We start from the raw sequence: 26802 nt of genomic DNA on the forward strand, positions 1-26802 counted from the left end.
CTCATACCCATGTCGAACCTGGTTCAGACACCCCACTGAGCGATAACTTCTCGCAATCGTACAGCTATGGTTGCCGCCGGACCCGGTTCGATCATCTGGTTGTGTTCGCAATCGACTTCGGTGACTCGGATGTCCCCTTCTACAAACCTTCGCCATTCGGCGACATCGTGTCCGTTCTCCGTAGATCTTCCGGCTACGAAGAACTCGATGGCTCCAACGTGGACAGGCGGTTGGTGCCGATTCGTCAATTCGACGGAGTGGGAGTAACCGCGACTGATCCGCGCCAGATGCTCCGCTTCGATTCCGATTCCGGCACCCAGGGTCTGCTCCAGCAATTCCGCCGCTTCTTCGAAGGTCTCGACCGTCTTGGATCCCGCCGGCATCGCGAGCCCGGCCAGTAGTTCGGAGACCGAGAGTTCTGCGGGCTGATCGGAATCCGACGACGGATAGCTGTCGAGTATCGACAGAGTCACGTCACGTCCGCTCCGAGTGAGGCTGTGTGCCACGGCGTGTGCGATCACGCCGCCGAGCGACCAGCCGGCCAGATGGATCGGGCCGGTCGATGCCACGGCTGCAATGCGATTCGCGTAGTCGTCGGCGAGTTCGGTCAGCGAGTCGAAGCTGGGCCCGCCGCTCAGGGACGGTAGCTGAAGACCGTAGACGGGTTGATCCAGCTCGAGATGCTTGACGAATTCTGCGTAACCCCAGGACAATCCGATACCCGGATGGACGAAGAACAGTGGTGCACGATCGGATCCGGCGCGCAGCGTGATCATCGGGGCGAGAAGATCCGACGAATCGTCCGGCGAGTGTGCGTCCATTCCGTCGGCAGCCCGGGCGACTCCGGCGGGTGTCGGATCCAGGAAAAGCGATTGCAACGGCACTCGCATCCCGAGACGCTTCTCGAGTTCGATGGTGATGCGAGTGGCCACGATCGACGTTCCGCCCAGTTCGAAGAAGTCGTCGTCGACGCCGATGTGCTCGTGCCCGAGCACGGTCTCGAAGATGTCGACGACCGTTCGTTCGGTGTTGTTTGTCGGCGGTGCGTACGGGACCGTGCGTCGCTCGAAGCTCGGGGTCGGCAGTGCCTTGCGGTCCAGCTTGCCGACCGGTGTCACCGGAATGCGGTCGACGACGACGATCGCGCCGGGAACCATGTGCGCGGGCAGGCGAGAAGACAGATGGCGGCGAAGCTCCCAGTCGTCGACGGTCTGTCCTTCCACGGGCTGGATGTAGGAGGCGATCATCGTCTCCCCCGACGGCGCTTCGTGCCCGAGTGTGGCGGCGAAGTAGACGGATGGGTGTGCCATCAGGACAGAGTCGATTTCGCCGAGCTCGATGCGGAATCCGCGGACTTTGATCTGGAAGTCGCTGCGGCCCAGGTATTCGAGGGTGCTGTCGGAGCGCCAGCGCACCAGGTCGCCCGTGCGGTACATCCGCTGGCCTGGTTCGCCGAACGGATCGGCGACAAATCGGTCGGCGGTGAGGTCGGGACGATTGTGGTATCCCCGGGCGAGTCCGGGGCCGGTCACGTACAGCTCCCCGATGACTCCCACCGGCACGGGCTTGAGGTGCCCATCGAGGACCAGTCCGGCAAAGCCGATGGCCGGTCGTCCGATGTTGATGTCCTTGCCCGGCCGCATGGGTTCACTGACGCTGGCCTGGATGGTGGATTCGGTGGGTCCGTATCCGTTGAACATGCGACGGTCGCGGCCCCAGATGTCCACGAGTTCGGGTGGGCAGGCCTCGCCACCGACTGCGAGTACGCGGAGTTCGGGTAGCGCGGAGCTTTCGATCGAGCTGAGCGCGGTCGGAGTGATGAACGCGTGTGAGACGTGTTCGTCGGCAAAGATTTCGGCCAACTCGGATCCGCCGAAGACCGTCGGTGGGATGACGACCAGGCACGCTCCGCTGCCGAACGCCATCATGAGTTCGAAGACCGAGGCGTCGAAGCTCGGTGATGCCAGGTGAGAGATCCGCGAATAGGGCTGGACGTTGAATCTCTGATGTTCCTCGGCGTTGAGGTTTGACAACCCGAGGTGGGTGACGATGACGCCCTTCGGCTTCCCTGTTGAACCCGAGGTGTAGATCAGGTACGCGGGATGCCCGTGATGCAAGGGGATCGTGCGGTCGCGATCGGTGATCGCGGCTGCGCTCTGGGCGTCGATCTCGTCGACGGTCTCGGCTTCATCGAGGACCATCCACTCGACCGTGTCGGGAAGTTGACTGCGGTGAGCGTCGTCGGTGATGCCGAGTACGGCCCGCGAATCGTCGAGCATGTGGTTGATGCGATCGTCGGGATAGTTCGGGTCGACCGGCAAGAACGCTGCACCGGTTTTCGTGACCGCCCAGATCGCGACGATCTCCGCAGTGGACCGCGGCAGACCCAGCGCCACAAAATCTTCGGGACCGACGCCGCGCCGACACAGCGCGCGCGCCAGCTTCGTCGATTCCTCGTCGAGCTCGCGGTAGGTCATCGACCTCTCGCGACTCGAGAGGGCTGGGGCATCCGGGTTCGAGGCGACTGCTTCGGCGAGGATCTCCGGCCACACCCGCGCTCGAGTCGCGGCGGCACCGGATGCCGGCACCAGGGCAGCTGTTTCATCGGCGCCGAGGATGCCGATGTCGGCGATACGTGTTGCGGGTTCGCGTCCGACAGCGTCCAGGATCAGGCGCAGTCGGTCGGCAAACCGACGAATGGTGGCGGGTTCGAAGAGATCGGTTGCGAAGTCGAAGGCTGCGGACATCCCAGCCGGGATGCCGAACTCGTCGAACTTCTCGTCGACGATCAGCTCCAGGTCCTCCTTCGCGAATTTGGTTTCCACGGTCAGTCCGTCGATGTCGAGGCCGGGTAGGTGGAAATGTGCGGGTTCGTTGTTCTGAAGTTCGAGGGCGACCTGGAACAACGGTGAGTACGACGTGGATCTGGTTGGGTTGATGACGTCGACGAGCCGTTCGAATGGCAGGTCCGAGTTCTGGAATGCGGCCAGGTCGATTTCCCGGACGTGCTCCAACAGGTCGGCAAACGTGATGTCGGGATCGACGCTGGTTCGCAGGACCAGTGTGTTGACGAACATTCCGACGAGATGGTCGAGCGCTGCCTGACCTCGGCCGGCGATCGGTGTGCCGATGGTGACTTCGTCGGCGCCCGACAACTTGGACATCAGCACTGCGAGCGCGCCGTGCAGCGCCATGAACATCGTGACACCGTTTGCCCTGGTGAGGTCCGCGAGGGCGCGGTGGGTGTTCGCGTCGATGTCGAAGGTGAATCGGTCACCGTGGAAGGTCTGTTGCACGGGTCGCGGGTGGTCGGCGGGCAGTGCGATGACGTCGTCGAGTCCGGCGAGTTGCTCACTCCAGTAGTGCAATTGGCGACTGATGACGGATTCCGGGTCGTCTTCCGATCCGAGGACGCGATGCTGCCACAACGTGAAGTCTGCGTACTGCACCTCGAGTGGCGCCCACGTGGGCTCGGTCCCTGCCGTACGCGCCAGGTAGGCCGTCATCACGTCGCGTGCGAGCGGCGCCATCGACGAACCGTCGGCGCAGATGTGATGGACCACGACAAACAGAATGTGAACGGGTTCAGCGGTGTCGAGTCGGAACAGTGCCACGCGCAGCGGCAGGTCCACCGACACGTCGAAGCCGGTCGTGGTGAGTCGTTGCATGCGCTCTGCGAGTTCGTCCTCCCCCAACGTCATTTCACGGACCGGCGGTACTGCCTCGTCGACGGTGAGCACTTGCTGAATCGGATCGCCGCCGACGGCGGGGAACACCGTCCGCAGTGTTTCGTGCCGCTCGACGACGTCGGCGATGGCCTGTTGCATGGCCGTGACGTCGAGGTCACCGGTGAGGCGAACAGCTAGTGGGATGTTGTACGCGGCTGAGCGTGTGTCGAATTGGTTCAGGAACCACATGCGCTTCTGCGCCAACGAGAGCGGGACGCTGCCATTGCGCTCCATGGGAGTGAGCGGCACAGTGCCGACGGCAGTGACAGCGCTGGAGAGCCGTTCGGCGAGCTGAGCCGTCGTCGGTGCCTCGAACAGCACGCGCACCCCGACGTCGATGTTCAGTGCGGAGTTGAGCCGCGAGACCACGCGAGTGGCGATCAGCGAGTTGCCGCCGAGCTCGAAGAAATTGTCGTCGACGCCGACCCGTTCGACGCCGAGTACGTCGATGAACGCATCGGCGATCCGACGTTCGAGGCTGGTGCCGGGCGCCCGGAATTCCACACCGGTTCCGGTGAACTCCGGCGTCGGCAACGCTTTTCGATCGAGCTTGCCGACCGCGGTGCGCGGTAGCTCGTCGACGATCATGATGCTGGCCGGAACCATGTGCGAGGGAACACGTCCGGCGAGGTGCGCGGTGATCTCTGCCCCGGTCAGCGTCGATCCTTCCTCGACGGTGAGGTAGGACGCTAAAACTGTGGCGCCGGCCGGTCCGTCGACGCCGAGTGTCACGCAATTCGTGACACTCGCCATTGCGGTGATCTGGGCGTCGACCTCGCCGAGCTCGATGCGGAATCCGCGAATCTTGACCTGGAAGTCGCTACGCCCGACGTATTCGATGGTGTGATCGCTTCGCCAGGAGACGATGTCGCCCGTGCGGTACATCCGGTCGCCTGGCTTGCCGAAGGGGTCGGCGACAAATCGCTCGCTGGTCAGGCCGGGACGCCGGTGGTATCCGCGAGCCAGGCCGATGCCGGCGATGTACAGCTCACCGGGAGCTCCGACGGGTACAGGTTGCAGGCGCGAATCGAGGATCATCTCGTGCACGCCGCGGATCGGTCCACCGATCGTGATGGGTGCGCCCACTGTCATGGGTTCGCTGATGTCTGCCATGACGGTTGTCTCGGTCGGGCCGTAGGCGTTGACGAATTCTCGTCCGGGAGCCCAGAGGCCGACGAGATGCGGCGGTAGTGTCTCTCCCCCGACGACGACGTGCCGGAACTCGTCCAGGCCGGCCGGGTCGACGGTGGCGAGTGCTGCCGTGGTGACGAACGCGTGAGTGACGTGTTCGCGGCGGATGAGACTTGCCAGTTCGGCGCCGCCGTAGATGTCGGTCGGGACGATCACCATGGTTGCTCCGACACCGAATGCCTGCAGGTACTCGAAGACGGCTCCGTCGAAGCTGGGGGTGGCGAAGTGCAGGGTTCGAGAGTGGTGATCTGCGTGGAATCGACGCTGCTGGTCGAGTGCGAAGCTGTCGAGTCCGGTGTGGGTGACGACAACTCCCTTGGGTCGGCCGGTGGATCCCGAGGTGTAGACCACGTAGGCGGCGTTGTCCATGACCACCGGTGCACGCCGTTCGTCCTGGGTGATCGGCAGCGTGCAACTGGTGGCGACGTCGTCGTCGAATGCCTCTTCTCCGAGCACCAACCAGGACACGATGGGTGGAAGTGTGTCGATGGTGTCGACGACGGTCAACCCGAACAACACCTCGGAGTCGCTGAGCATGTGTTCGATTCGGTCAGCCGGATAGGTGGGGTCGACGGGGACGAACGCTGCGCCGGTCTTGGCCACCGCCCACACCGCGAGTACGGATTCGACGGACCTTTCGATGCCGATGGCAACCGACGTCTCGGGCCCGGCGCCGCGGCGAATCATGGCTCTGGCCAACTGGTTCGAGCGCCGGTCCAGTTCGGCGTAGGTCATGGAACGGCTGCCGGCCGAGAGCGCGATGCGGTCGGGATAGGTGGCAGAGACGTCGGCGAGAATCTCTGGGAGCGTTCGCGCGGAGCGCCCCGGGGAGCCGAAGACCGGCGCAAGATCACGGCTCTCGAACTCCGTGAGAACCTGCAGACGGGCCAGCGGCTGATCCGGTGCCGAGGCGAGTTGCCCGAGGACGATGCCCACGCGCTCGGTGATCTTGGCGACTTCGCGGGCGGAGAAGTGCGTCGGCAAGTACTCCATCTTCAGATTCAGCGTGTCACTTTCGGACGCCACCACGGCAATCGGATAGTGCGCCGAGTCGCGTCCGTCGATGCCGAGAACGTGCATTCCCGCGATGTCGGTTTCGGCGGTCAGGGCTGTCTCGTCGACGGGATACGACTCGAATACCGTCAGGGTGTCGAAGGAACCGGCGGCGCCGACTGCTCCGGCGATGTCCGACAGTCCGATGTGGTGGTGGTCGAGCAATGACGCTTGCTCGGATTGCACGCGAATGGCCAGTTCGGCGAGGGTTTCTCGGGCGTCGAGGCGGACTCGGACAGGCACCGTGTTGATGAACAGGCCGACTATCGATTCCACGCCGGGCACCTGTGGTGGGCGTCCTGAGACCGTTCCGCCGAAGACGACGTCGTCGCGTCCGAGAAGTTCGGCGAGCACGATTCCCCATGCCACCTGTACCAGGGTCGCCATGGTCAGACCGCGGCTTCGCGCGAACGCCCGAAGAGTCTCGGCTCGTTCGGTCGGCAGCGAGTACGAGTGGATTTCACTTGCCACGGTTTCGGCGGCGGTGTCTGCCCTCGAGAGGTGGGTGGACGTGTCGACGCCCCGTAGCGCTTCTTGCCACGCCCGTAGCGAAGTCTCGGGTTCTTGCTTCGAGATCCAGGAGAGATAGTCGCGATACGACTGAACTCGGGGCAGAATCTCGGGGTCACCGTCGGTTGCGTAGAGAGTGAGCAGGTCTCGAAGCAACAGCGGGGTGGACCAGCCGTCGAGCAGGATGTGGTGGTTCGTCACGACGAGGCGTGCTGTGTCCGGTCCGATTCGCACGAGCATGAAGCGGATCAACGGGGCTGTTTCCATGTCGAAACGATGAGCGCGATCGCGTTCGAGCAGCTGACCGAACGCGACTTCGCTGTCTTCGGCTCCGGACAGGTCGATCTCGGCCCAGCCAATGTCGACACCGGAACGGATCACCTGCAGTGCCCGCCCTCCCGGTGCGGAGACAAATCCCGCGCGTAGGCTCGGATGACGATCAACCAAGGCCTGCGCGGCGCGGCGCAGGCGCGGCGCCTCCACCCGACCCCCGAGCTCGAGGGTCAGTTGCACCATGTACGGGTCGATTTCGGTTTCGTCGAACTGGGCGTGGAAGAGCATGCCCGACTGCAGAGGTGACAGTGACCAGATGTCGGTCAGGTCGGGGAATCTGCGCTCGAGCTGTTCGATGCTCTGTTGATCCGCGGTGACGAGATCGAGATCGGTGGGCGTGAGCTCGCGCTCGGAGTGTTCCTCCACGTATTCACTCAGTGCGCCCAGTGCTCGGGCCCAGAGCTCCGCCAGTTCGGTGACTTCGGCCTCGCTGAGAATGCCGCGGGGGAAGGACCACGTAGCGCGCAGAATCGGACCGTGTGCGGTATCGGTCGTGACGGCGTTGATGTCGAGCACCGACGCGGCGGCCAATTCGCCGCTGTGCGCTTCGTCGAGGGTCACTTCCGAGATCGGCAGCCACGGCACTTCGCCGTGCTCGGGATCCGAGCCGGCAAATCGTCCGAGGTAGTTGAACGAGATCTGCGGCGTGGGCAGCTCACGAAGTTCCTCGTTTCGATCGAGGTACTTCAGGATGCCGAACCCGATTCCGTTGTCGGGCAGGCCGAGCAGCGTTTCCTTGACGAGTTTCACGGCGGAGGCGGCGGTTGATCCCCCGGCCAGTGCATCGACGACATCGAGTCCGGTGAGATCGATCCGGACGGGGAACAAGGTGGTGAACCAACCGACTGTGCGCGAGAGGTCTGCGCCAGGCGCTGCGTTCTCCTCGCGCCCGTGTCCCTCGAGATTGACGAGCACTTCCCCGCTTCGCTGTCCGCGCGATCGACGCCAGGCGGTGACGGCGATCGCGAGAGCAGCAAGCAGCCCGTCGTTCACCGAGCCTCCGAAATGTCGTGGCACCGCCGAGATGATGTTCTCGGTCACCGAGGTCGGTACGTCGACGCTGACGCGGTCGACGGTGGCTCCGACGTCGACCGCGGGGTCCAGCCCGCGCGTTCCGAGCATTGGTTCGTCGGTCCGCATCCTCGACCACAGGTCGATCTCGTCGCGTCGATCTGCGGCGGTCTCGGCGAGCGCTGTCGCCCAGCGACGTATCGACGTTCCGCCGGGCGGAAGAATCGGTGTTTCGCCGTCGAACGCCGACGCATATGCCGTGACCAGGCCGGGGACCAGCATTCGCCAGGACACACCGTCGACCGCGAGGTGATGAAGTACCAGGAGCAACCGTCCCGCCTCAGGCCGGTTGCCGTTCGCGCTGACCGGATCCAACCAGACTGCGCTGATCATCTTGCCGTGCTCGGGATCGAGTCGGCTGGATGCGTCCTGCATCGCGGCTTCTGCCGCGCGCAGGAATTCTTCGCCGCCGGTGGACACGATGGGGGTTCGGTGCAAGATGTCGGAGGCTGCGACGGTGCCGGGTTCGCTGATCTCGAGTTGGTGAGTCACGGCCTCCAGACGTGCCCGCAGTACGTCGTGGCGGTTGAGGATCGTTTGTAGTGCGCGCTCCAGCGCGGGGCCGGACACATCCGCGGGCAGTGCGATCAGCGCGCTCTGGCTGTAACTGCGGATCGTGCTCAGGTCACCGCGACTGCGTTCGACGAGCCACTCCATGATCGGTGTGAGCGGTAGCGGGCCGGCTCCCCCGCCGGGTAGCTCGGTGAGAACCGGTGCCGTTTCCGATGATTCGATGAGGAGGACCTTGGTGAGGCCGGCCACGGTTTTCGCTTCGAAGACGTCCCGCGGAGTGAAGATGAGGCCTGCGGACTTCGCCCGTGAGACGAGTTGGATCGACATGATCGAATCGCCGCCGAGGCCGAAGAAGGAATCGTCCACTCCGATACCGCCCCGCCCCAGAACCTCTCCGAAGAGGTCCGCGAGGACCGCTTCGGTGGCGGTGGCTGGTGCCCGCGTCGCCTCGGTTGTTCCCGTCACGGTGAAGTCCGGAGCCGGGAGGCTGCGTCGGTCGAGCTTTCCGTTGACCGTCAGTGGAAGCGATTCGAGGACGACGATCGCGGTGGGCACCATGTACTCCGCGAGTTCGGCGGCGACGAAGTCGGTCACCGTCGCTGAATCGACGGTACTGCCTGTTTCGGCGACCACGTACCCGACGATCCGCGGTGACGCTCCCTCTGTGCGAACAAGTGCTACCGAGGCAGCGACGCCGGGGCAGCGGAGCATTGCGGCTTCGATCTCTCCGAGTTCGATGCGGAAACCACGCACCTTCACCTGGAAATCACTGCGGCCCACGTACTCCAACTGCCTCGCGTCGTTCCACCTCGCCAGGTCCCCGCTCCGATACATTCGATCCCCCGAACTACCGAATGGATCGGGAAGGAACCGCACCGAAGTCAATGCGGGTTTCCCGAGGTATCCCCGAGTCACCTGGTCACCGGCGACGTACATTTCGCCGACAACACCTGGTGGCACCAGGTTCAGTCGCCGATCGAGTACGTAGACGGACAATCCTGGTACTGCTCGCCCGATGATGCTCGCCGACGCGTGCTCGCTGTCGTTGCGGTCGAGTGCGATTCGACTGACGTGCACTGTCGTCTCGGTGATCCCGTACATGTTGACCAGCGTCGGCGCCGTGTCCGCACGACGGTCGTACCACTTGCGCAATTGCCCGAGATCGAGCGCTTCTCCACCGAAGACGACGTAACGCAGTGCAAGGTCGGGGTCCGTGCCGTTCGGTGAGTACGCACGGTCGGCTTCGGCGAGTTGGTAGAAGGCGGTGGGTGTTTGGTTCAGCACCGTCACTCGCTCACGGCGGAGCAGTTCGTGGAACATGTCCGGCGATCTGGTCGTGTAGTAGTCGACGACGACCAGCCGGCCACCGTGCAGCAACGGCCCCCACAGCTCCCAGACGGAGAAGTCGAATGCGTACGAGTGGAACATCGTCCACACGTCCGTGTTGTCGAACCCGAATGTCGGGGAGGTGTTGTCCATCAGAGTCAGAACGTTTCGGTGGCTGACCTGGACACCTTTGGGGCGCCCTGTGGATCCGGAGGTGTAGATGATGTACGCGATCGCGTCGGGCAGAAGTGGTGTCGTCCGGTCCGCGTCGGTGATGCGATGTGGCGCGGAGTGATCGAGGCGTACCGCGATCTCCGGCGATCCGAGTTCGACGATGTCGATGCCGGATTCGATGATCTCCGAAGGTAGGTCGCTTCGGAAGTCTCCGGTCGTGACCAGGCATACCGGCCGCGCGTCGTCGAAGAGGAATCGCATGCGCTCGGCCGGGTAGGTGATGTCGACCGGCAGGTATGCCGCCCCGGTTTTGATGACGGCGACGAGGGCGAGCACGAGATCGGTGGTTCTGGGCATCGCAACGGCAACCACGGATTCCGGACCGATACCGCGGCCGATCAGGAGCCGCGCCAGGCGGTTCGCGCGCCCGTCCAGTTCGGCGTACGTCATGGCGCCGTCGCTGTCGTTGACCGCGGTCGACGACGGATGTGCTGCAACAGCTTCGAAGAATCGGTCCGCGATGTTGTCGGCCGGAGCCGGTTCGGCGTGAGTGTTCCACTCGGTCAGCATCTGTCGACGCTCGCCGGCGCCCACGACGTCGATGTCACCGGTAGGAGTCGACGGGTCTCGGGAGACCGCCTCGAGGAGGGTGAGCAGTCTGCGCGAGAACGACTCGATCAATCCATCGTCGAACAGGTCTGTGGCGTAGATGAATTCGGCGTCGATTCCATCCGTTCCGCCATCCGCGTCGTAACGCTCGGTGACCGAGAGTTGCAGATCGAACTTGGCGACGGGTAGGTCGAACTCGACTCCCGAGACCGACAGACCTGGCAGTTCGAGTTGCGGTAGCGCGTTGTTACGGAACTCGATGAGGATCTGGAACAACGGAGTGTGCGACGTCGAGCGTTCCGGGGCGAGTGCGTCGACCAACCTTTCGAAGGGCAAGTCGGTGTGTTGGAACGCGCCGAGGTCGCCTTCGCGAACCTGGGCGAGTACGTCCTCGAACGACGCGTCGGGCGTGATCTGTGTCCGCAGCACAAGAGTGTTGACGAACATTCCGACCAGGTGATCGAGTTCGGCCTCGCCGCGCCCGGCGACAGGTGTACCGATGGCGATGTCCTCGGTACCGGCCAGGCGTGCCGCAAGTACCGCCAGTGCTGCGTGCACGACCATGAACATGGTGCTGCCGTGCTCGCGGGCCAGATCGGTCAGCGCCCGATGGGTCTGCGGCGATACCGCGAACCGGTGAACAGAGCCGACCATGGACGGCTTTGCCGGACGTGGGAACGACGTCGGCAGGGCGATCGGCTCGCCCAGTCCCGCGAGTCGGTCCTTCCAATAATCGAGCTGACGGGTCAGAGCCGAGTCCGGATCTTCCTCGGAGCCGAGCACTTCGTGCTGCCACACAGCGAAGTCGCCGTACTGCACGGCCAGTTCCGACCAGCTCGGCGCACTGCCGGCGCTGCGGGCCGCATATGCCGCTGCCACGTCCGCTGCCAGGGGGTTCATCGAGAACCCGTCGGCGACGATGTGGTGGACGACGATCACGAGTACGTGCCTGCGCTCGTCCCCGTCGACGCGCAGGACCGCGCAGCGGATCGGAACTTCGGCCGAGGCGTCGAAGCCTGCCGAGGCCAGCTCGAGGATTCGATCGGACACTCTGGCAGCAGTGACGATTTCCGGCTCCAGGATCGGCATGACCTCGTCGCTGGACATCACCTGCTGCACAGGCTGTCCGTCGATCGAGGGGAACTTCGTCCGCAAGCTCTCGTGGCGACCCAATACGTCCGCTACCGCGGCCTGCAATGCGGCGAAGTCCAGATCGCCGTCGAGGCGCACTGCCAGGGGAATGTTGTAGGCCGGCGAGGTCACGTCGAACTGGTTGAGGAACCACATCCGCTTCTGTGCCAATGACACGGGCAGTGGATCCGGGCGAGATCGCCGAGTCAACGGTGGTCGGGGGTTCTCGCCGCGGCCGACACTCTCCGCCAGACGAGACAGCTGCCGAACTGTCGGAGACTCGAACAATCCTCGAACGCCGATGTCGGTGCCGAGAAGTGCGTTGACGCGGGCGATGACGCGGGTCGCGGTCAGTGAGTTTCCGCCGATGTCGAAGAAGTGAGTGTCGACACCGATCGGGGACACTCCGAGCACGTCCTCGAAAACGCCCACCACCAGCCGTTCGAGCTCGGTCGCCGGTGCAGCGAGTGTTTCGGGATCGGTGTCGAAGCGAGGCGCAGGAAGAGCAGCTCGATCGACCTTGCCGACGCCGGTCAGTGGTAGCTCGTCGAGCACGACGACGCTCGCGGGCACCATGTGTGCCGGCAGTAGCTCCCGTGCCGCCGCCCGGATGTCCTCGGCGCTCACCGGGCGTTCGTCGTCGCAGACGACATATGCCGCCAAGGCCTGCTCGTCGAAGGGTCCGCGCACCGCCAATGTGACCGCGTACTCCACACCGGGCAGCTGACCCAACGCCGTGTCGACCTCGCCTAGTTCGATACGGAACCCGCGGATCTTGACCTGGAAGTCGCTGCGTCCGAGGTACTCGATGGTGCGGTCACTGCGCCAGCGCACCACGTCTCCGGTGCGGTACATCCGCTCCCCCGGCTCGCCGTACGGGTTGGCGACAAATCGTTCGCTCGTCAGCGATGAACGCCCGTGATAGCCGCGCGCGAGTCCAACTCCGGCGACATACAGTTCGCCGGGAACTCCGACGGACACCGGTTGAAGTCTGCGATCGAGGACGACCTCGCTGAAGCCGCGGTTCGGCGGCCCGAGATAGACCTTCTCACCGGCTGGGATGGGGTCACTGAGGTTGCAGGAGATGGTGGTTTCGGTGGGTCCGTAGACGTTGACGAACGATCTTCCCGGCGCCCAGGTGCGCACCAGGTCCGCCGAGGGCGCCTCGCCACCGACCGTGATGGTGGTCAGTTCGTCGAGTCCCTCGGGATCCACCGACGTCAGCGCTGCGGGCGTGATGAACGCGTGCGTGACATGTCCCTCTCGGAGAACGTCGGCCAGTTCGGCCCCTCCGTAGACGGTGGTGGGAGCTACGACCAGTTCGCCGCCGACGGCGAAGGCGAGCAGATACTCGAGAACGGAGGCGTCGAAACTCGGCGAGGCGAAATGCAGTGCGCGTGAATTCTCCGTGAGACCGTAGCGATGACGCTGTTCGTCGGCGAAGTTCTCGAGACCGGTGTGCGTGACGACGACACCCTTGGGCCGGCCGGTCGAGCCCGAGGTGTAGATGAGGTAGGCAGTGTTCTCCAGCCGCGGGGTTCCCCGGCGCTCGTCTTCGCGTAGCGGTGACGTGGACACTCCGGAGAGCCGAGTGGCGTTCTCCGGGTCGTCGAGTTCGAGCCACTTCGTTGCGCCACCGCCGGCCGGTGCGTGTGCAGCCGTGGTCATTCCGAGCGATGATGCCGAGTCCTCGAGCATGAACGAGATCCGGTCACTCGGGTAGCGAGGATCGATCGGCACGAAGGCGGCGCCGGTCTTGGTGATCGCCCAGACCGCTGCGACGGATTCGAAGGACCGTTCCACACAGATCGCCACCCGTGAGTCCGGGCCCGCGCCTTCCGAGATGAGCACGCGCGCCCACTGATTCGACGCCTCGTCCAGCTCTCGATAGGTCATCTTTCTGTCACCACAGGACAGTGCGACCCGTTCGGGGAATCTGCTCGCGGTGTCCGAAAAGATGCGATCGAGTGTCCTTACCGAGCGGCCTTGCCGGCCGCGCGCGGGAACCAATTGCTGCACTTGCGAATCCGGCATCAAACGCAGTTTCGCCAGCGGAAGATCCGGTTGTGCGGTGATCAGTTCGAGGGTGCGGAGCAGCCGGTCCGCGATCGCGTCGATGTCGTGATCGCCCAGGACTCCCGGGAAATACTCGAATTTGAGCCGTAGTCGCCCGTCTGCCGCAGAGGCAACGATCGCGAGTGGATAGTGCGCGGCATCCTCGGCGTCGTGGACGTCGAGAACGTGCATTCCGGCGATGTCGGTGCCCGAGGAGAGTCCACCGCGGTCAACGGGATACGACTCGAACACAGTCAGCGTGTCGAACGATGCAGCGGCCCCCACTGCCGAAGTGATGTGCGAAAGCCCCACATGATGGTGATCGGACAACCGCGCCTGTTCCGCTTGGACACGAACGCACAGCGCTGCCAGTGACTCTCGCGGGTCGAGGCGAACTCGGACGGGGACAGTGTTGATGAACAAACCCACCATCGACTCGACGCCGGACACCTGGGGTGGTCGGCCGGAGACGGTTCCACCGAAGACGACGTCGTCGCGGCCGAGGAGTTCGGCGAGCACGATTCCCCAAGCCACCTGGATCAAGGAGGCTGTCGTCAGGCCACGGGAGCGGACGAATCCACGCAGAAGTTCCGTCTCACGTTCTCCGAGGGCTGTGGTGGTCGAGCGTGAGGTCGCGCCGTCCTCGTCGACGGCGTGAGTTCCGGTCAGCAGCGTCGGGTCGTCGAGTCCGCGGAGTGCTTCGCCCCAGGCTTCGATCGACACGCTGTCGTCGCGAGTGCTGATCCAGCTCAGATAGTCCCGGTAGGGGTGCACGCGTGGGATGGCACTGTGATCACTGTCGGTGGCGTAGAGCGTCAGTAGGTCACGGACCAGCAGCGGCATCGACCATCCGTCGAGGAGGATGTGGTGGTTGGTCAGGATCAACCGATACGCGTCGTCTCCGGTTCGCAGAAGCAGGAACCGCAGCAGGGGCGGCGTGGCCATGTCGAAGCCTCGCACCCGATCCGCATGGAGGAGCTCGCGTATCTCGGTTGCCTGTTCGGTGGGGGCCAACGGAGAGATGTCGATCTCGGTCCACGGCACGTCAACGTCGGCGCTGATCACCTGCACCGATCGCCCACCGGTGTCGGTCGTGAACGCAGCGCGCAGGTTCTCATGACGGTCGAGCAACGCCTGTGCGGCGCGGTGCAACCGGGACGCGTCGACGCCGTCGAGTTCGAGTGCGAGTTGGACGGTGTACGCGTCGACTGTGTGTTCGGCGTAGCGGGCGTGGAAGAGCAGTCCGGATTGCAGCGGTGAAAGGGACCAGACGTCGGTCAGTGTCGGGAACTCGCGCTCGAGGTGGTCGATGGACTCCTGGTCCAGTTCGATCAGGTCGATGTCCGACGGTGTGAGTCCCCCGCGTTCGCTGTGTTCGGCGTAGGTGGCCAGAGCGCGCAACGACTGCACCCAGAGTTCGGCGATGGCGCGAGCATCGCGCTCTGCCAGCACGCCGGTGGGATAGGCGATAGTGGCACCGATGTGCGGTGCACCCGAGATTTCGGTGGTGACGACATTGACGTCCAGGACCGAACCCACGGGCATCTCGGACCGAGCTGCCGCTTCCAGATCGACGTCGCGGGCCAGCGCCCAGTCCCCCAGCGACTCTCCTGCCTCGGTGCCGGAAAAACGACCGAGATAGTTGAACGAGATCTGCGGTTGACGGAGATCTTCCAGTTCCGCTCGGCCCACCTCGTCGAGATAACGCAGAACTCCGTACCCGATGCCACTGTCCGGAACTCCCAACAGTTCTTCCTTGACCCGCTTGAGAACCACCGCTGCCTCGGGGCCGCTGCTCATCACGTTCGCGATGTCGATGTCGGCGAGGTCGATTCGCATCGGGAAGACACTGGTGAACCAGCCGACGGTGTGCAGGACGTCCGCACCGGGCACCACGTGAGCCTCGCGTCCGTGACCTTCCATCGAGACGAGCACGTTGTCGGTTCGTATGCCCTGTGCCTGCCTCCACTGCGTCAGTGCCAGCGCGAGAGCAGCAACGAGACCGTCGTTGACGGATCCACCGAAGAGCGCGGGAAGCGTGGTCAGGACTGTGTCGGACAGTTCGACGGGCACGTCGGCGACAACTCGGCCGACCGAATCGAACGTGTCGAGCCGCGGGTCCAGCGGCCGGGTTCCGATCAGGGGGTCGTCACCTTCGAGGATCGAACGCCACCGCGGCAATTCGACTCTTCGATCGGGCGCGATGTCACGGAGCGCATGCGACCAACGACGAACCGACGTGCCCGAATACGACGGCTCCGGCTCCTCGCCGGCGTCGATCCGGTGGAAAGCGGACGCAAGTTCCGGTACGAGCACGCGCCAGGACACACCGTCCACCGCGAGGTGGTGGATCACCAGGAGCAACCGGCCGGTGTTGCGTACGCCGGACAACCAGACGACCCGCACCATCTCGCCCCGGACGGGGTCGAGTTCTCGACGTGCATCACCCAGGGCAGCGACGATCGCCGCGTCGAACACTGCGGAGCCCGGCTCGGCCTCGACCTCGACGACCCGGCAGATGTCCTCGGCTGCAACAGATCCCGGATCGTCGACAACGAGCCCGCGCTCGCCGTCGAGTTCGAGACGCGCGCGAAGGATGTCATGACGATCGAGAACAACTTGAAGCCCTGCGGTCAACTGCTCCACACTGCGAAGCCCGTGCGGCGCATTGAGAAGGGTCGCTTGGGAGAACGAATCGAGCCCCTGCAGATCGGAGCCGAGCCGGTCGAGCCACCACTGTGCCACCGGCAACAACGGCACGTGGCCAACGCCGCCTCCGGGAAGTTCCTCGAGCACCTCGGGTTCGTCGTCCTTGGTCGATGCCAGCAAAACCGCAAGACCGGCGACCGATTTCACCTCGAAGACGTCACGCGGGGTGAACACGAGCCCGGCGTCGCGGGCACGGGCGACGAGCTGAATCGACATGATCGAATCGCCGCCCATCGAGAAGAACGAGTCGTCGACGCCCACCGATTCGACACCGAGGACATCGACGAACAAGGCGGCCAGAGTGCGCTCGGTATCGGATTCGGCAGCCCGCGAGCGCGCTTGGGTTGCTCGCAGGTCGGGAACCGGCAGGGCTCGGCGGTCGAGCTTTCCGTTGGCAGTCATCGGCAGTTCGTCGAGAACGACCACCGCCGCAGGAACCATGTACGGGGCCAGAGCCGAGCCCGCGAACGCGATGACGGCCTCGGGATCCACAGTCTGAGCATCGTTGGCGGGCACGACGTATCCGACGATTCGCGCGGCGCCTCCGTCACGTTCGAGCGTGGTCACCACGGAATGCGCGACCCCGGGGTAACGAGCCAGAACTGCTTCGATCTCGCCGAGTTCGATACGGAATCCACGAATCTTGACCTGGAAATCACCTCGGCCCTGGTACTCGAGTTCGCCGTTCTTGTTCCACCTGGCGAGGTCGCCGGTGCGGTACATCCGTGTACCCGCACTGCCCGCAGGATTGGGCACGAAACGTTCGGCGGTGGTGCCGGCGCGGTTGCGGTAACCGCGGGCGAGTCCGTCGCCACTGACGTACAGCTCCCCCGTCACTCCGACCGGGACGCGGTGCAGGCGATTGTCGAGGACCCACGCAGTGATGCCCGTCGACGGGCGACCGATCGTCACTCGATCGGCCGGGGACATCGGCTCGGTGATGCTGGCGACGACCGTCGATTCGGTCGGTCCGTAGGCATTGATCATGATCCGGTGATCACTGACCCAGGCGGCGACGAGATCGGGCGGGCAGACGTCGCCACCGGTTCCGATGCAAACCAGCTCGTTCAGTTCGCTCGGATCGACCGTGGCCAGAGCGGCCGGGGTGATGAAGGCGTGCGTGACGTGCTGATCGGCGATCAGGCTCGTCAGTTCGGTTCCGCCGATGATGCTCGGTGGAGCGATGACCATCGTGGCCCCGGCACCAACAGCCATCAGGAGTTCGAGAATCGAGGCGTCGAAGCTCGGTGAGCTGAAATGCAGCGTGCGCGAAGTCGATTCCACCCCGAATCGAGTACGTTCCTGTTCGGCGAGTGCCGAAAGCCCACGGTGAGTGACCATGACACCTTTGGGGACGCCGGTGGAACCGGAGGTGTAGATGACATAGGCGGGATTGTCCAGAGACACCGTCCCCGCCAGTTCCGAGGCCTCCAGCCGCTGATCTCCGAACTGTTCGAGGGTTGCCAGTGTCTCGGCCTGATCGAGCAGAACTGCGTCTGCCTCGTCGGGGACGACACCCACATGCTCGGCGGTGGTGAGGACGACGCCCGCTCCCGAGTCGTTGATCATGTGATGTACGCGGTCGACGGGGTACGCCGGGTCGACGGGTACGAATGCGGCGCCGGTCCGAGCAACCGCCCAGATCGCGACCACGGATTCCAGTGAGCGTGGCAATGCCAGGGCGACAACGGATTCCGGACCTGCCCCGCGGCCGATCAACAGTCGTGCAAGCCGATTGGCCCGGCGGTCCAGATCGGAGTACGTCAGATGTCGGTCGCCGAAAATCAGTGCAGTTCTCTGCGGTTCGTCGACGTACTTCCGCTCGAGCAACGTCGAGAAGTGAACCTGGCCGGGAAGTTCCGGTGCAGACACGACGCTCATCGTGTCGGTGTCGACCACGAGATCGATGTCGCCGACCGGCGTGTGCGGTGATTCGGTCACCGCACCAAGGATCCGAACAAGATATCGAGCGAAGCCTTCGACCGTCGACTCGTCGAACAGGGCGCTCGCGTAGGTGAACCCGGCCTCGATTCCCGCCGGCCGGCCGTCGTCGTCGAATGTCTCGGCAAGCGTGAGTTGCAGATCGAAATTCGAAACGGCGGATTCGAGTTCGAGGACCTCGACCTCGAGGTCCGTCAGACGAACTGCTGGTCGACTGGTGTTCTTGAACTCCAGCATCACCTGGAACAACGGTGAATGCGAAGTCGACCGCTCCGGAGCGAGCGCATCGACGACGCGCTCGAAGGGGACGTCTGCGTGAGCGAAGGCGTCGAGGTCGGTGCTGCGAACTCTGGCCAACAGATCGGTGAACGAGGCTGCGGGGTCGACATCGGCGCGCAGCACCAACGTTCCGACGAACATACCGACCATCGGATCCAGGAGGGCATTTCCGCGTCCGGCGATCGGTGAGCCGATCGTGATGTCTTCCATGCCGGACAATCTGGCCACGAGCACCGCGTACGCGGCGTGTGTCGCCATGAACATACTGCTTCGGTGTTCGATCGCGGTTTCGCTCAGACGACGATGAATGCCGGCATCGATGTCGAATCGAACGACGCCGCCCGAGAGATCCTGTACGCGCGGCCGCGGGCGATCTGCGGGGAGCGCGAGAAGCTCGGGCACACTTGCCAGCTGACGTGTCCAGTACTCGAGCTGGCCGGCGAGGGTGCTCTCCGCTTCGTCTATCCGTCCGAGAGCCCTTTCCTGCCAGATCGCGAAGTCCGCGTACTGGACCGGGAGAGGAGACCAGTCGGGTGCCTCACCTCGATGCCGTGCCGAGTACGCGCTCATCACGTCGAACGCCAACGGTGCCATCGAGAATCCGTCGGCGCAGATGTGATGGACGACTACAGCCAGGACGTGATCTTCTGCGTCGACCTCGATCAGTTCCGCCCTGATCGGTGGAGCCTGCGTCACGTCGAAGCCCCTCGAGGTGACGCGTTCGATCTCCCCGAGTACCGCTTCGGTGCTCGCGCCGACAATCGGTAGCGACCCCAACGCTTCACCGGGTTCCACGATTACCTGCGCCGGCACTCCCTCGATCATGGGAAACAGCGTGCGCAGCGATTCGTGGCGATCGAGCACATCGGTGATCGCGCCTTCCAAGGCCGCAACGTCCAACCGGCCTCTCAGCCTGATCGCTATGGCCACGTTGTACGCCGCGGAGGTGACGTCGAATTGATTGACGAACCACATGCGCTTCTGGGCCAGCGACAGCGGAATCGACTGCGGCCGCGGCAACGCCTCGAGCGGAAGAACGGCTGCTCCCCCTCGCGCCGTGGCGCACTCGACCGCCAACTGCGCAACGGTCGGCGCGTCGAACAACTCTCTGATCGACAGGTTCAACGAGAGTGAATCGTTCACGCGCGCCACGGCTCGGGCAGCGACGAGACTGTTTCCGCCGATCTCGAAGAAGTTGTCGTGAACACCGACTGCCCCGGATTCCAGAAGCTCCTCGAAGATCGCCGCCAACTGTGCTTCGAGCGGTGTTCTCGGCGCCAGATACGTCTGCGAGCTGTCGAAGCTGGGCGCGGGCAGAGCTTTCCGATCGAGCTTGCCGGTCGAGCCGAGCGGAAACACGTCGAGGGCGATGACCACTGCGGGAACCATGTAGGCGGGAAGGAGACCTCTCAACTCGGCGCGCATGCCGTCCGTGTCGATCGAGGTGCCGGTCTCGGCGATGACGTAGCCGACCAAGCTGTCACCGACCACGTCGTCGTGATGGACGAGAGCAGCAGCTTGCGTGACACCGGGCAGCCTGAGCAACGCTGCTTCGACCTCGGCGAGTTCGATGCGCTGGCCGCGGATCTTGACCTGGAAATCGCGTCGACCGACGTAGTCGAGCAGCCCGTCGGCGCGCCACCGGACGACATCACCGGTTCGGTACATCCGGGTGCCAGCCGGGCTGTACGGATCGGCCACGAATCTGTCGGCGGTGAGATCGCTGCGCCCGAGGTATCCACGCGCCAGTTGCACTCCCGCCAGGTACAGCTCGCCGTGAACGCCGACCGGAACGGGATGCAGCCGCCCGTCGAGGACATAGAGCTGGGTGTTCCACACAGGCGCACCGATGGGAACGGTGACGGTCATGTCTGGGGTGAATTCGGCGGCGCTCACGTCGACGGCAGCCTCCGTGGGTCCGTACAGGTTGAACAATCCTGCAGAACTCAGACGGGTGAACGCCTCCGCGGTGGTGGGAGCGAGAGCTTCACCGCTGCAGAACACCTGACGCAGGCTTGCGCACTGCCCGGCAGTCGCGACCGCGACGAATTCCGCGAGCATCGACGGAACGAAGTGCGCCGTCGTGACGCCTTTTTCGGCCATCAACGCCGACAGGTACCCGGGATCATGGTGCCCCTCCGGTTCCGCGATCACCAACTGCGCACCAGTCTGCAGGGGCCAGAACAGTTCCCACACCGAGACGTCGAAGGTCACCGGAGTCTTGTGCAGCACCACGTCCGACGCGTGAAGTGGGTACGCGTCTTGCATCCACAGAAGGCGATTGACGATCGAACGGTGTGATACTGCAACGCCTTTCGGCCGACCGGTCGATCCGGACGTGAAGATCACGTATGCACCATTGTCCGGGAGGAGGGGTCGGATCCGATCAGCGTCGGTGATCGGCACCGTCGTGGACACGGGACGATCGAGATCGACGTCGACGATCGGGACTCGCGCGGGAAGTGCGCCGTGGTCCTGGGGCCGGCTCAGCACACAGATCGGTGCGGCGATGTCGAAGACGTACGCGATACGTTCGGCCGGATGGTCGGGGTCCACCGGGACATACGCCGCACCGGCACGGATCACGGCGTGGACCGCGACGAGTAGTTCGGGTGACCGGCGAATCGACACCGCGACGCGCATGTCCGGGCCGACACCGTGGGCGATGAGGGTTCTGGCAAGTTCACTGACCCTCGCGTCGAACTCCGCATACGTCAGTGTCCGCTCGCCGTAGATGAGCGCGGCCCCCTCGGGCGTCCGGGCTGCCTGCTCCGCCACCAGGTCGGAGAGGGTGGTGATCGGTACGGCGTGTTCGGTGGCATTCCAGCGCTCGAGGACCAGTTCCGCCTCGCCCACAGCTGTGAGATCGACGTCGCCGACGATTGATTCGGGGTCGGCCGCTACCGCGTCGAGGAGCATCGTGAAGCGATCAGCGAGGCCCGACATGGTGTCCGAGTCGAAAAGTTGGCTGGCATAGTTCAACTGGCCGTCGAGATGGTCGCCGCGGTCGGTGAGAATGACCTGAAGATCGAACTTCGCTGCACCCGTGGACAGTTCGTCAACAGTGACGTCGAGCTCGGGCAAGGTGACCTCGGCGGGAGCAGCGCCTTGCATCACCAACATGACCTGGAACAGCGGTGCCTGGCGCTCTGCGAGGGATTCGACGAGTACGTCGTACGGCACTTCGGTGTGCTGCAAGGCCGCCACGTCGACGTCCCGGACGCGGGTGAGAACTTCACCGAAGGTGAGTCCCCCGTCGAGAACCGTCCTCAGCACCACCGTGTTGACGAACATTCCGACGACGTCGTCGAGGGCGCGCTCGCTACGCCCGGCCACCGGGGTGCCGATCGTGATGTCGTTCGCTCCACATTCTCGACTGAGCAGGACGGCCAGCGCTGCGTGGATCACCATGAACACGCTGACGTCGCATCGCGCCGCGATCTCGCCGACCCGGCGGTACGTCGCGGAGTCGATCCGGAAATCGAGATCGCCACCGCGCAGCGAGACACCTGCAGGCCGCGGGTGATCCATCGGCAGTTCCGCGAGCTCACCGCGTTCGGCGAGCGTGTGCGACCAGAACCGCAACTGCTCGGCGAGAATCGAATCCGGGTCGGACGCTTCGCCGAGCGCTCCTCGTTGCCATTCGCTGAAATCGCCGTACTGCACTTCGAGCGGCAACCACGCCGGTACACGCCCGCTCGCCCTCGACGCGTAAGCGACCATCACGTCACGAGCCAGCGGCGCCATCGACAGGCCGTCCGCTGCAATGTGGTGAACGACGAGGACCAGCGTGTGCTCGCGTTCGTTCACCTCGAGCAGAGTGGCGCGGATCGGCACCGATTCGCTGACGTCGAATCCCGTTCGTGCCAGTTCGCTCGCCCGCGCTGCGGCCGCTGCGGCAGGCACCGTTTCCACCTCGAGATGATCGAACATCTCGTCCACACCGAGAACGTGCTGGACCGGACCACGGGCGCTCTCGGGGAAAACGGTCCGCAAGACCTCGTGCCGAACGATCACGTCCCGCAGTGCGGTGAACAGTGCGTCGACGTCGAGATCGCCGGTCATCGAAACCGCGATCGGAATGTTGTACGCCGGCGAACTCGGATCGAGTTGATTGGTCAGCCACATACGTTGCTGAGCCAGAGATACCGGTATCCGGTCAGGGCGATCGATACGCGTCAGTGCTGGGGCGCGCGTGTTCCGCGAGTCCGCGAGGTCTGCGCGAGCAGCCAGAGCGGAGACGGTCGGCGCCTCGAAGAGGTCGAGAACGCTCAGCGTCGTCCCGAGTGCTCCGTTGACCCTCGACACGACTCGGGTCGCGATCAGCGAGTCACCGCCGAGGTCGAAGAAACTGTCGTCTGCTCCCGCCCTGGTGATGCCGAGCAGATCGCAGAACACCGCAGAAATTCGCTTCTCGGTCGAGGTCTCGGGGGCACGGTATTCGGCCGTGCCGCCAGCCGAATCGATGTCCGGTAATGCTTTCCTGTCGATCTTTCCGGCGGGAGTCAGTGGAATGGAATCGAGTACGACGATCCGCGACGGAACCATGTGCGCCGCCAACGAGGATCCGGCGTGGGCGATCAATTCGGAGTTGTCGATGTGCGTGCCCTCAGCCGCCGTGACGTACGCCGCCAACAGTGTTTCCCCACTCGGGCCCGAAACTCCGGCGGTGACAGCCTGCGCGACGCTCGGATGGCGGCGCAGTACGTCGTCGATCTCGCCGAGTTCGACGCGGAAACCGCGGATCTTGATCTGGAAGTCGCTCCGTCCGAGGTACTCCAGCTCACCCGCGCCGTTCCACCGCGCGAGGTCACCCGTGCGGTACATGCGCTCTCCCGCAACGCCGTTGGGGTCGGCGACGAATCGTTCGGCCGTGATCGTGGCTCGCGCGTGGTATCCACGCGCCAAACCGATACCGCTCACATAGAGTTCGCCGGCGACACCGATCGGCACCGGTTGAAGCCGCGAATCCAGGAGGACGGCCGCGGCGCCGCGCATCGGCTTTCCGATCGTGACGGGAACATCGCTGCTCAGCGGTCCGGTCAGGGTGGCGACGACGGTGGTTTCGGTCGGTCCGTACGCGTTGAACATCGAGCGTCCGTGTGACCACTGATCTACCAGCGCGGGCGAGCAGGCGTCGCCGCCGGTCACGACCACTCGTAGATCCGGTAGGCCGGCGGGATCAACAGTTGCCAGCGCGGCCGGGGTGACGAAAGCGTGTGTCACCCGGCCGACGCGCATCACCTGGGCCAGTTCGTCGCCGCCGTACACGGTGGGCGGCGCTATCACCATCGTCGCCGCGCCGCCGAAGGCAAGGAGAAGTTCGAGTACCGAAGCGTCGAAGCTCGGCGACGAGAAATGCAGGGTGCGGTCGCCTGGTTCGACTCCGAACCTGATTCGTTCTTCGTCGGCGAAGCTGCTCAGCCCGCGGTGACTGACCACGACGCCTTTGGGGACGCCGGTAGATCCCGAGGTGTAGATCAGGTAAGCCGGGTCGTCGTAGCGAACGCGTGAGCGACGTTCGCCATCGTCGAGCGGTGCGTCCGAGCGGTACGCGTTCGGTTCGTCGGTGCTGAATTCGTCCAGAAGCAGCCAGTCCACCGAATCGGCGAGCCCGGCATGGTGCTCCCCCACGCTGATTCCGACAACAGCTCCCGAATCGGTGAGCATGTGCCGAATACGATCCTCGGGGTAGTGCGGATCGATCGGAAGGAAGGCGCCGCCGGTCTTGGCCACTGCCCACGTCGCGGTCACCGATTCGATCGACCTCGACAGTGCAAGGGCGACGTAGGTACCTGGGCCGACTCCCCTGTTGATCAGTTCGCGGGCGAGTGTGTTCGACTCGGCGTCGAGTTCCCGGTAGCTCACCTCACGATCACCGAAAACGAGCGCCGGGGCATCGGGGTTCACAGCCGCGGCCCGCCGGAGGATATCGGGCAGGGTCAACGGCGCGGACGCGGTCGCTCCCCGTGCCGGCATAAGGAACTCACGCTCGAACTCGTCGAGAAGATCGAGATCTCCGACCGACGTTCGCGGGGCTGCCGCTGCGCCCGCAAGGATCCGCACCAGTCGCGAGAGGAAGGCTTGGACCGTGGATTCGGCGTAGTGCTGCGTGGAGTACGCCACCTCGAGGGCGCCGGTATCCGCGTGGACGTCGATCGCCACATCGAGGCCGGCAATCGTGGTCTCCTGCGAGCCGTCGTTGAGATGGACGTGCAACTCGGGCAGCTCGGGGATACCTGCCGCCGATCGAACCAACAACGTGTCGCGTTCTCGAGCAAGAAAACTCACGAACTCGTCGAACGGCGCCGCCGGATCGACCTCGCAGCGCAGCGGCGAAGTCCCCCACTCGGTCCTCGTTCCGATCAACACGTCACGGCGCTCGGTCGATCTCGACAACAATGCCGCAAATGCCGCGTGGACAACGGCAAAGAGTGAGACATCTTCCGTACGTGCAAGTTCGGCGACCGCGGGATCGAGCGGGAAGCTGAGCCGATTCGTAGTGGTCGGCTCCGATTCTGCGTCGATTCGCTCGAGCCCCAGCGCCGAACCCTCGTCGGAGTCCCCCAGATATCCAGCCCAGAACCTTTCGGTTTCCCTCCGCTGCGCACTGCGTGCCCCGGCCTCGGCGCTTGCCGGATGAATCCGGTTCATCGGCGTACCGGCCGGTGCTGCTGTCAGTTCTGCGACCAACTCGGTGAACGCCCGGTGGTGTTCAACCAGTTCGTCGTGACCGTAGCGATTGGGGTTGCCACGAAAGTCGATCAACGTCTGAGCTGGGTCGCCACTCTGGTACACGTTGACCAGGAGATCCTCGACGGGCCCCGACGTGACGATGTGAAACTCGCCGGTCAGTGATCCCAGTGTTATCTCCTGCCGGAAGAGCATCACATTCATCATCGGACCGGACAGTCGTGCATCGCCGACCGCCAAGCCCGCATCGCGCCTGATGTCTTCGAGACTGCATCGCTGATGACGAAGCGCGCCGAGGAGTTCGAGTTGGACCCGCCCGACCAGATCGTCCACGCTTTCGTCGGGGTCGACGTGGATGTGAAGGGGCGCGACGTTGACCAGCATTCCGCCGGAGCGTTGCAGCGGTGCCGTGGTCCTCGCCGAGACCGGCAGATTTATCAGAACGTCGTCGTAGCCGGTGTTGCGAGACAAATAGCACGCCAGTGCCGAAATCAGCACCGCCGCCGCAGTGGCACCGGAACGCGAATTCCACTCGTCCAAGGCAGCAAGGCTGTTCGCCGACATCGCGGCACTGACGAGTTCGCTACGCGCAGTCGGAGGTCCCTCACGCGTCGCCAACGTAGAACCGTGCTCGACGCCGGACACTCGCTGGGCCCAGTATTCGCGGTCGGCCTCGAACCGACTCGATTCGCGGTACTTCTGATCGAGTTCGGACAGCGTCGTGACGTCGAGCGCCTTGTTTACCGCAGGCTCCCGGCCCTCGACTGCTGCGGTGTAGATCGCGGCAATGCGATTCACTATCGTCATTCCGCTGTATCCGTCGAGAGCAACGTGGTGAATCCTGGTGTACCACAAGTAGTCTCGATCGCCAGTTTGGAGAATTGTCATCTCGACGAGACGATCACGCGTCAAGTCGAGCGTCGTCGCGTAATCGTTGTCCATCCACTCCGACGCAGCCTGCCGAGGGTTCTCACGCTCGCGGAAGTCGAAGTAGTCGATACCCGGATCGATCGTGAAGTCCACGATCTGGCACGGCTCACCATCGGGGTACATCAACCGCAGAAATGGCGACTCGAACTCGTGGGCGGCCTCCACTGCAGCGCGGCTGAGCAGTTGCATGTCCAGGTCGCCGTGGAACTCGATGTACTGCGCAATGAAATACGGCACCGTCGGGTGAAGTTGCTGCGCAAACCACATACTGCGCTGCACCGCTGACAGGGGAAACGCCCCTGCCGGCAGGCTTCGCGATCCGGTCAGCGGATCGATCCTCTTGTCGGTATCCATCACGACCACCCCCACACAGCGTTGTGACGATCAGCACCGGGAACTGTGGCTCGGGGATTGAAGAGAAACATCGCACCGCCTCGATATCGAGTGGAAACCATGTGGCGATCCTGCGAGAGCGCAGCCGAAGGTCATCGACCTCGACGAAGGGTCGCTTCGAAGTCCGAACCTCCCCGAAGGTCCGAACTCAGGATCAGAATTT

At 64.2% G+C, this 26802-nt stretch carries 1 protein-coding gene; it reads right to left on the reverse strand.

The features are described from left to right. Positions 1 to 23 precede the first annotated feature (23 nt). Positions 24 to 26600, reverse strand: coding sequence for a non-ribosomal peptide synthase/polyketide synthase (locus tag FEZ59_RS15730; protein WP_172932862.1), 26577 nt, complete (start codon positions 26598 to 26600; stop codon positions 24 to 26). Between the last annotated feature and the right edge of the window lie 202 nt (positions 26601 to 26802).

Origin of the sequence: Rhodococcus sp. MS13 (assembly GCF_013277835.1) — a bacterium.
In the GTDB taxonomy this organism is placed as follows: domain Bacteria; phylum Actinomycetota; class Actinomycetes; order Mycobacteriales; family Mycobacteriaceae; genus Rhodococcus_F; species Rhodococcus_F erythropolis.

Coding starts and splice junctions, on each gene's coding strand:
- FEZ59_RS15730 (WP_172932862.1), bottom strand. CDS start 26,600: ATGGATACCGACAAGAGGATCGATCCGCTGACCGGATCGCGAAGCCTG.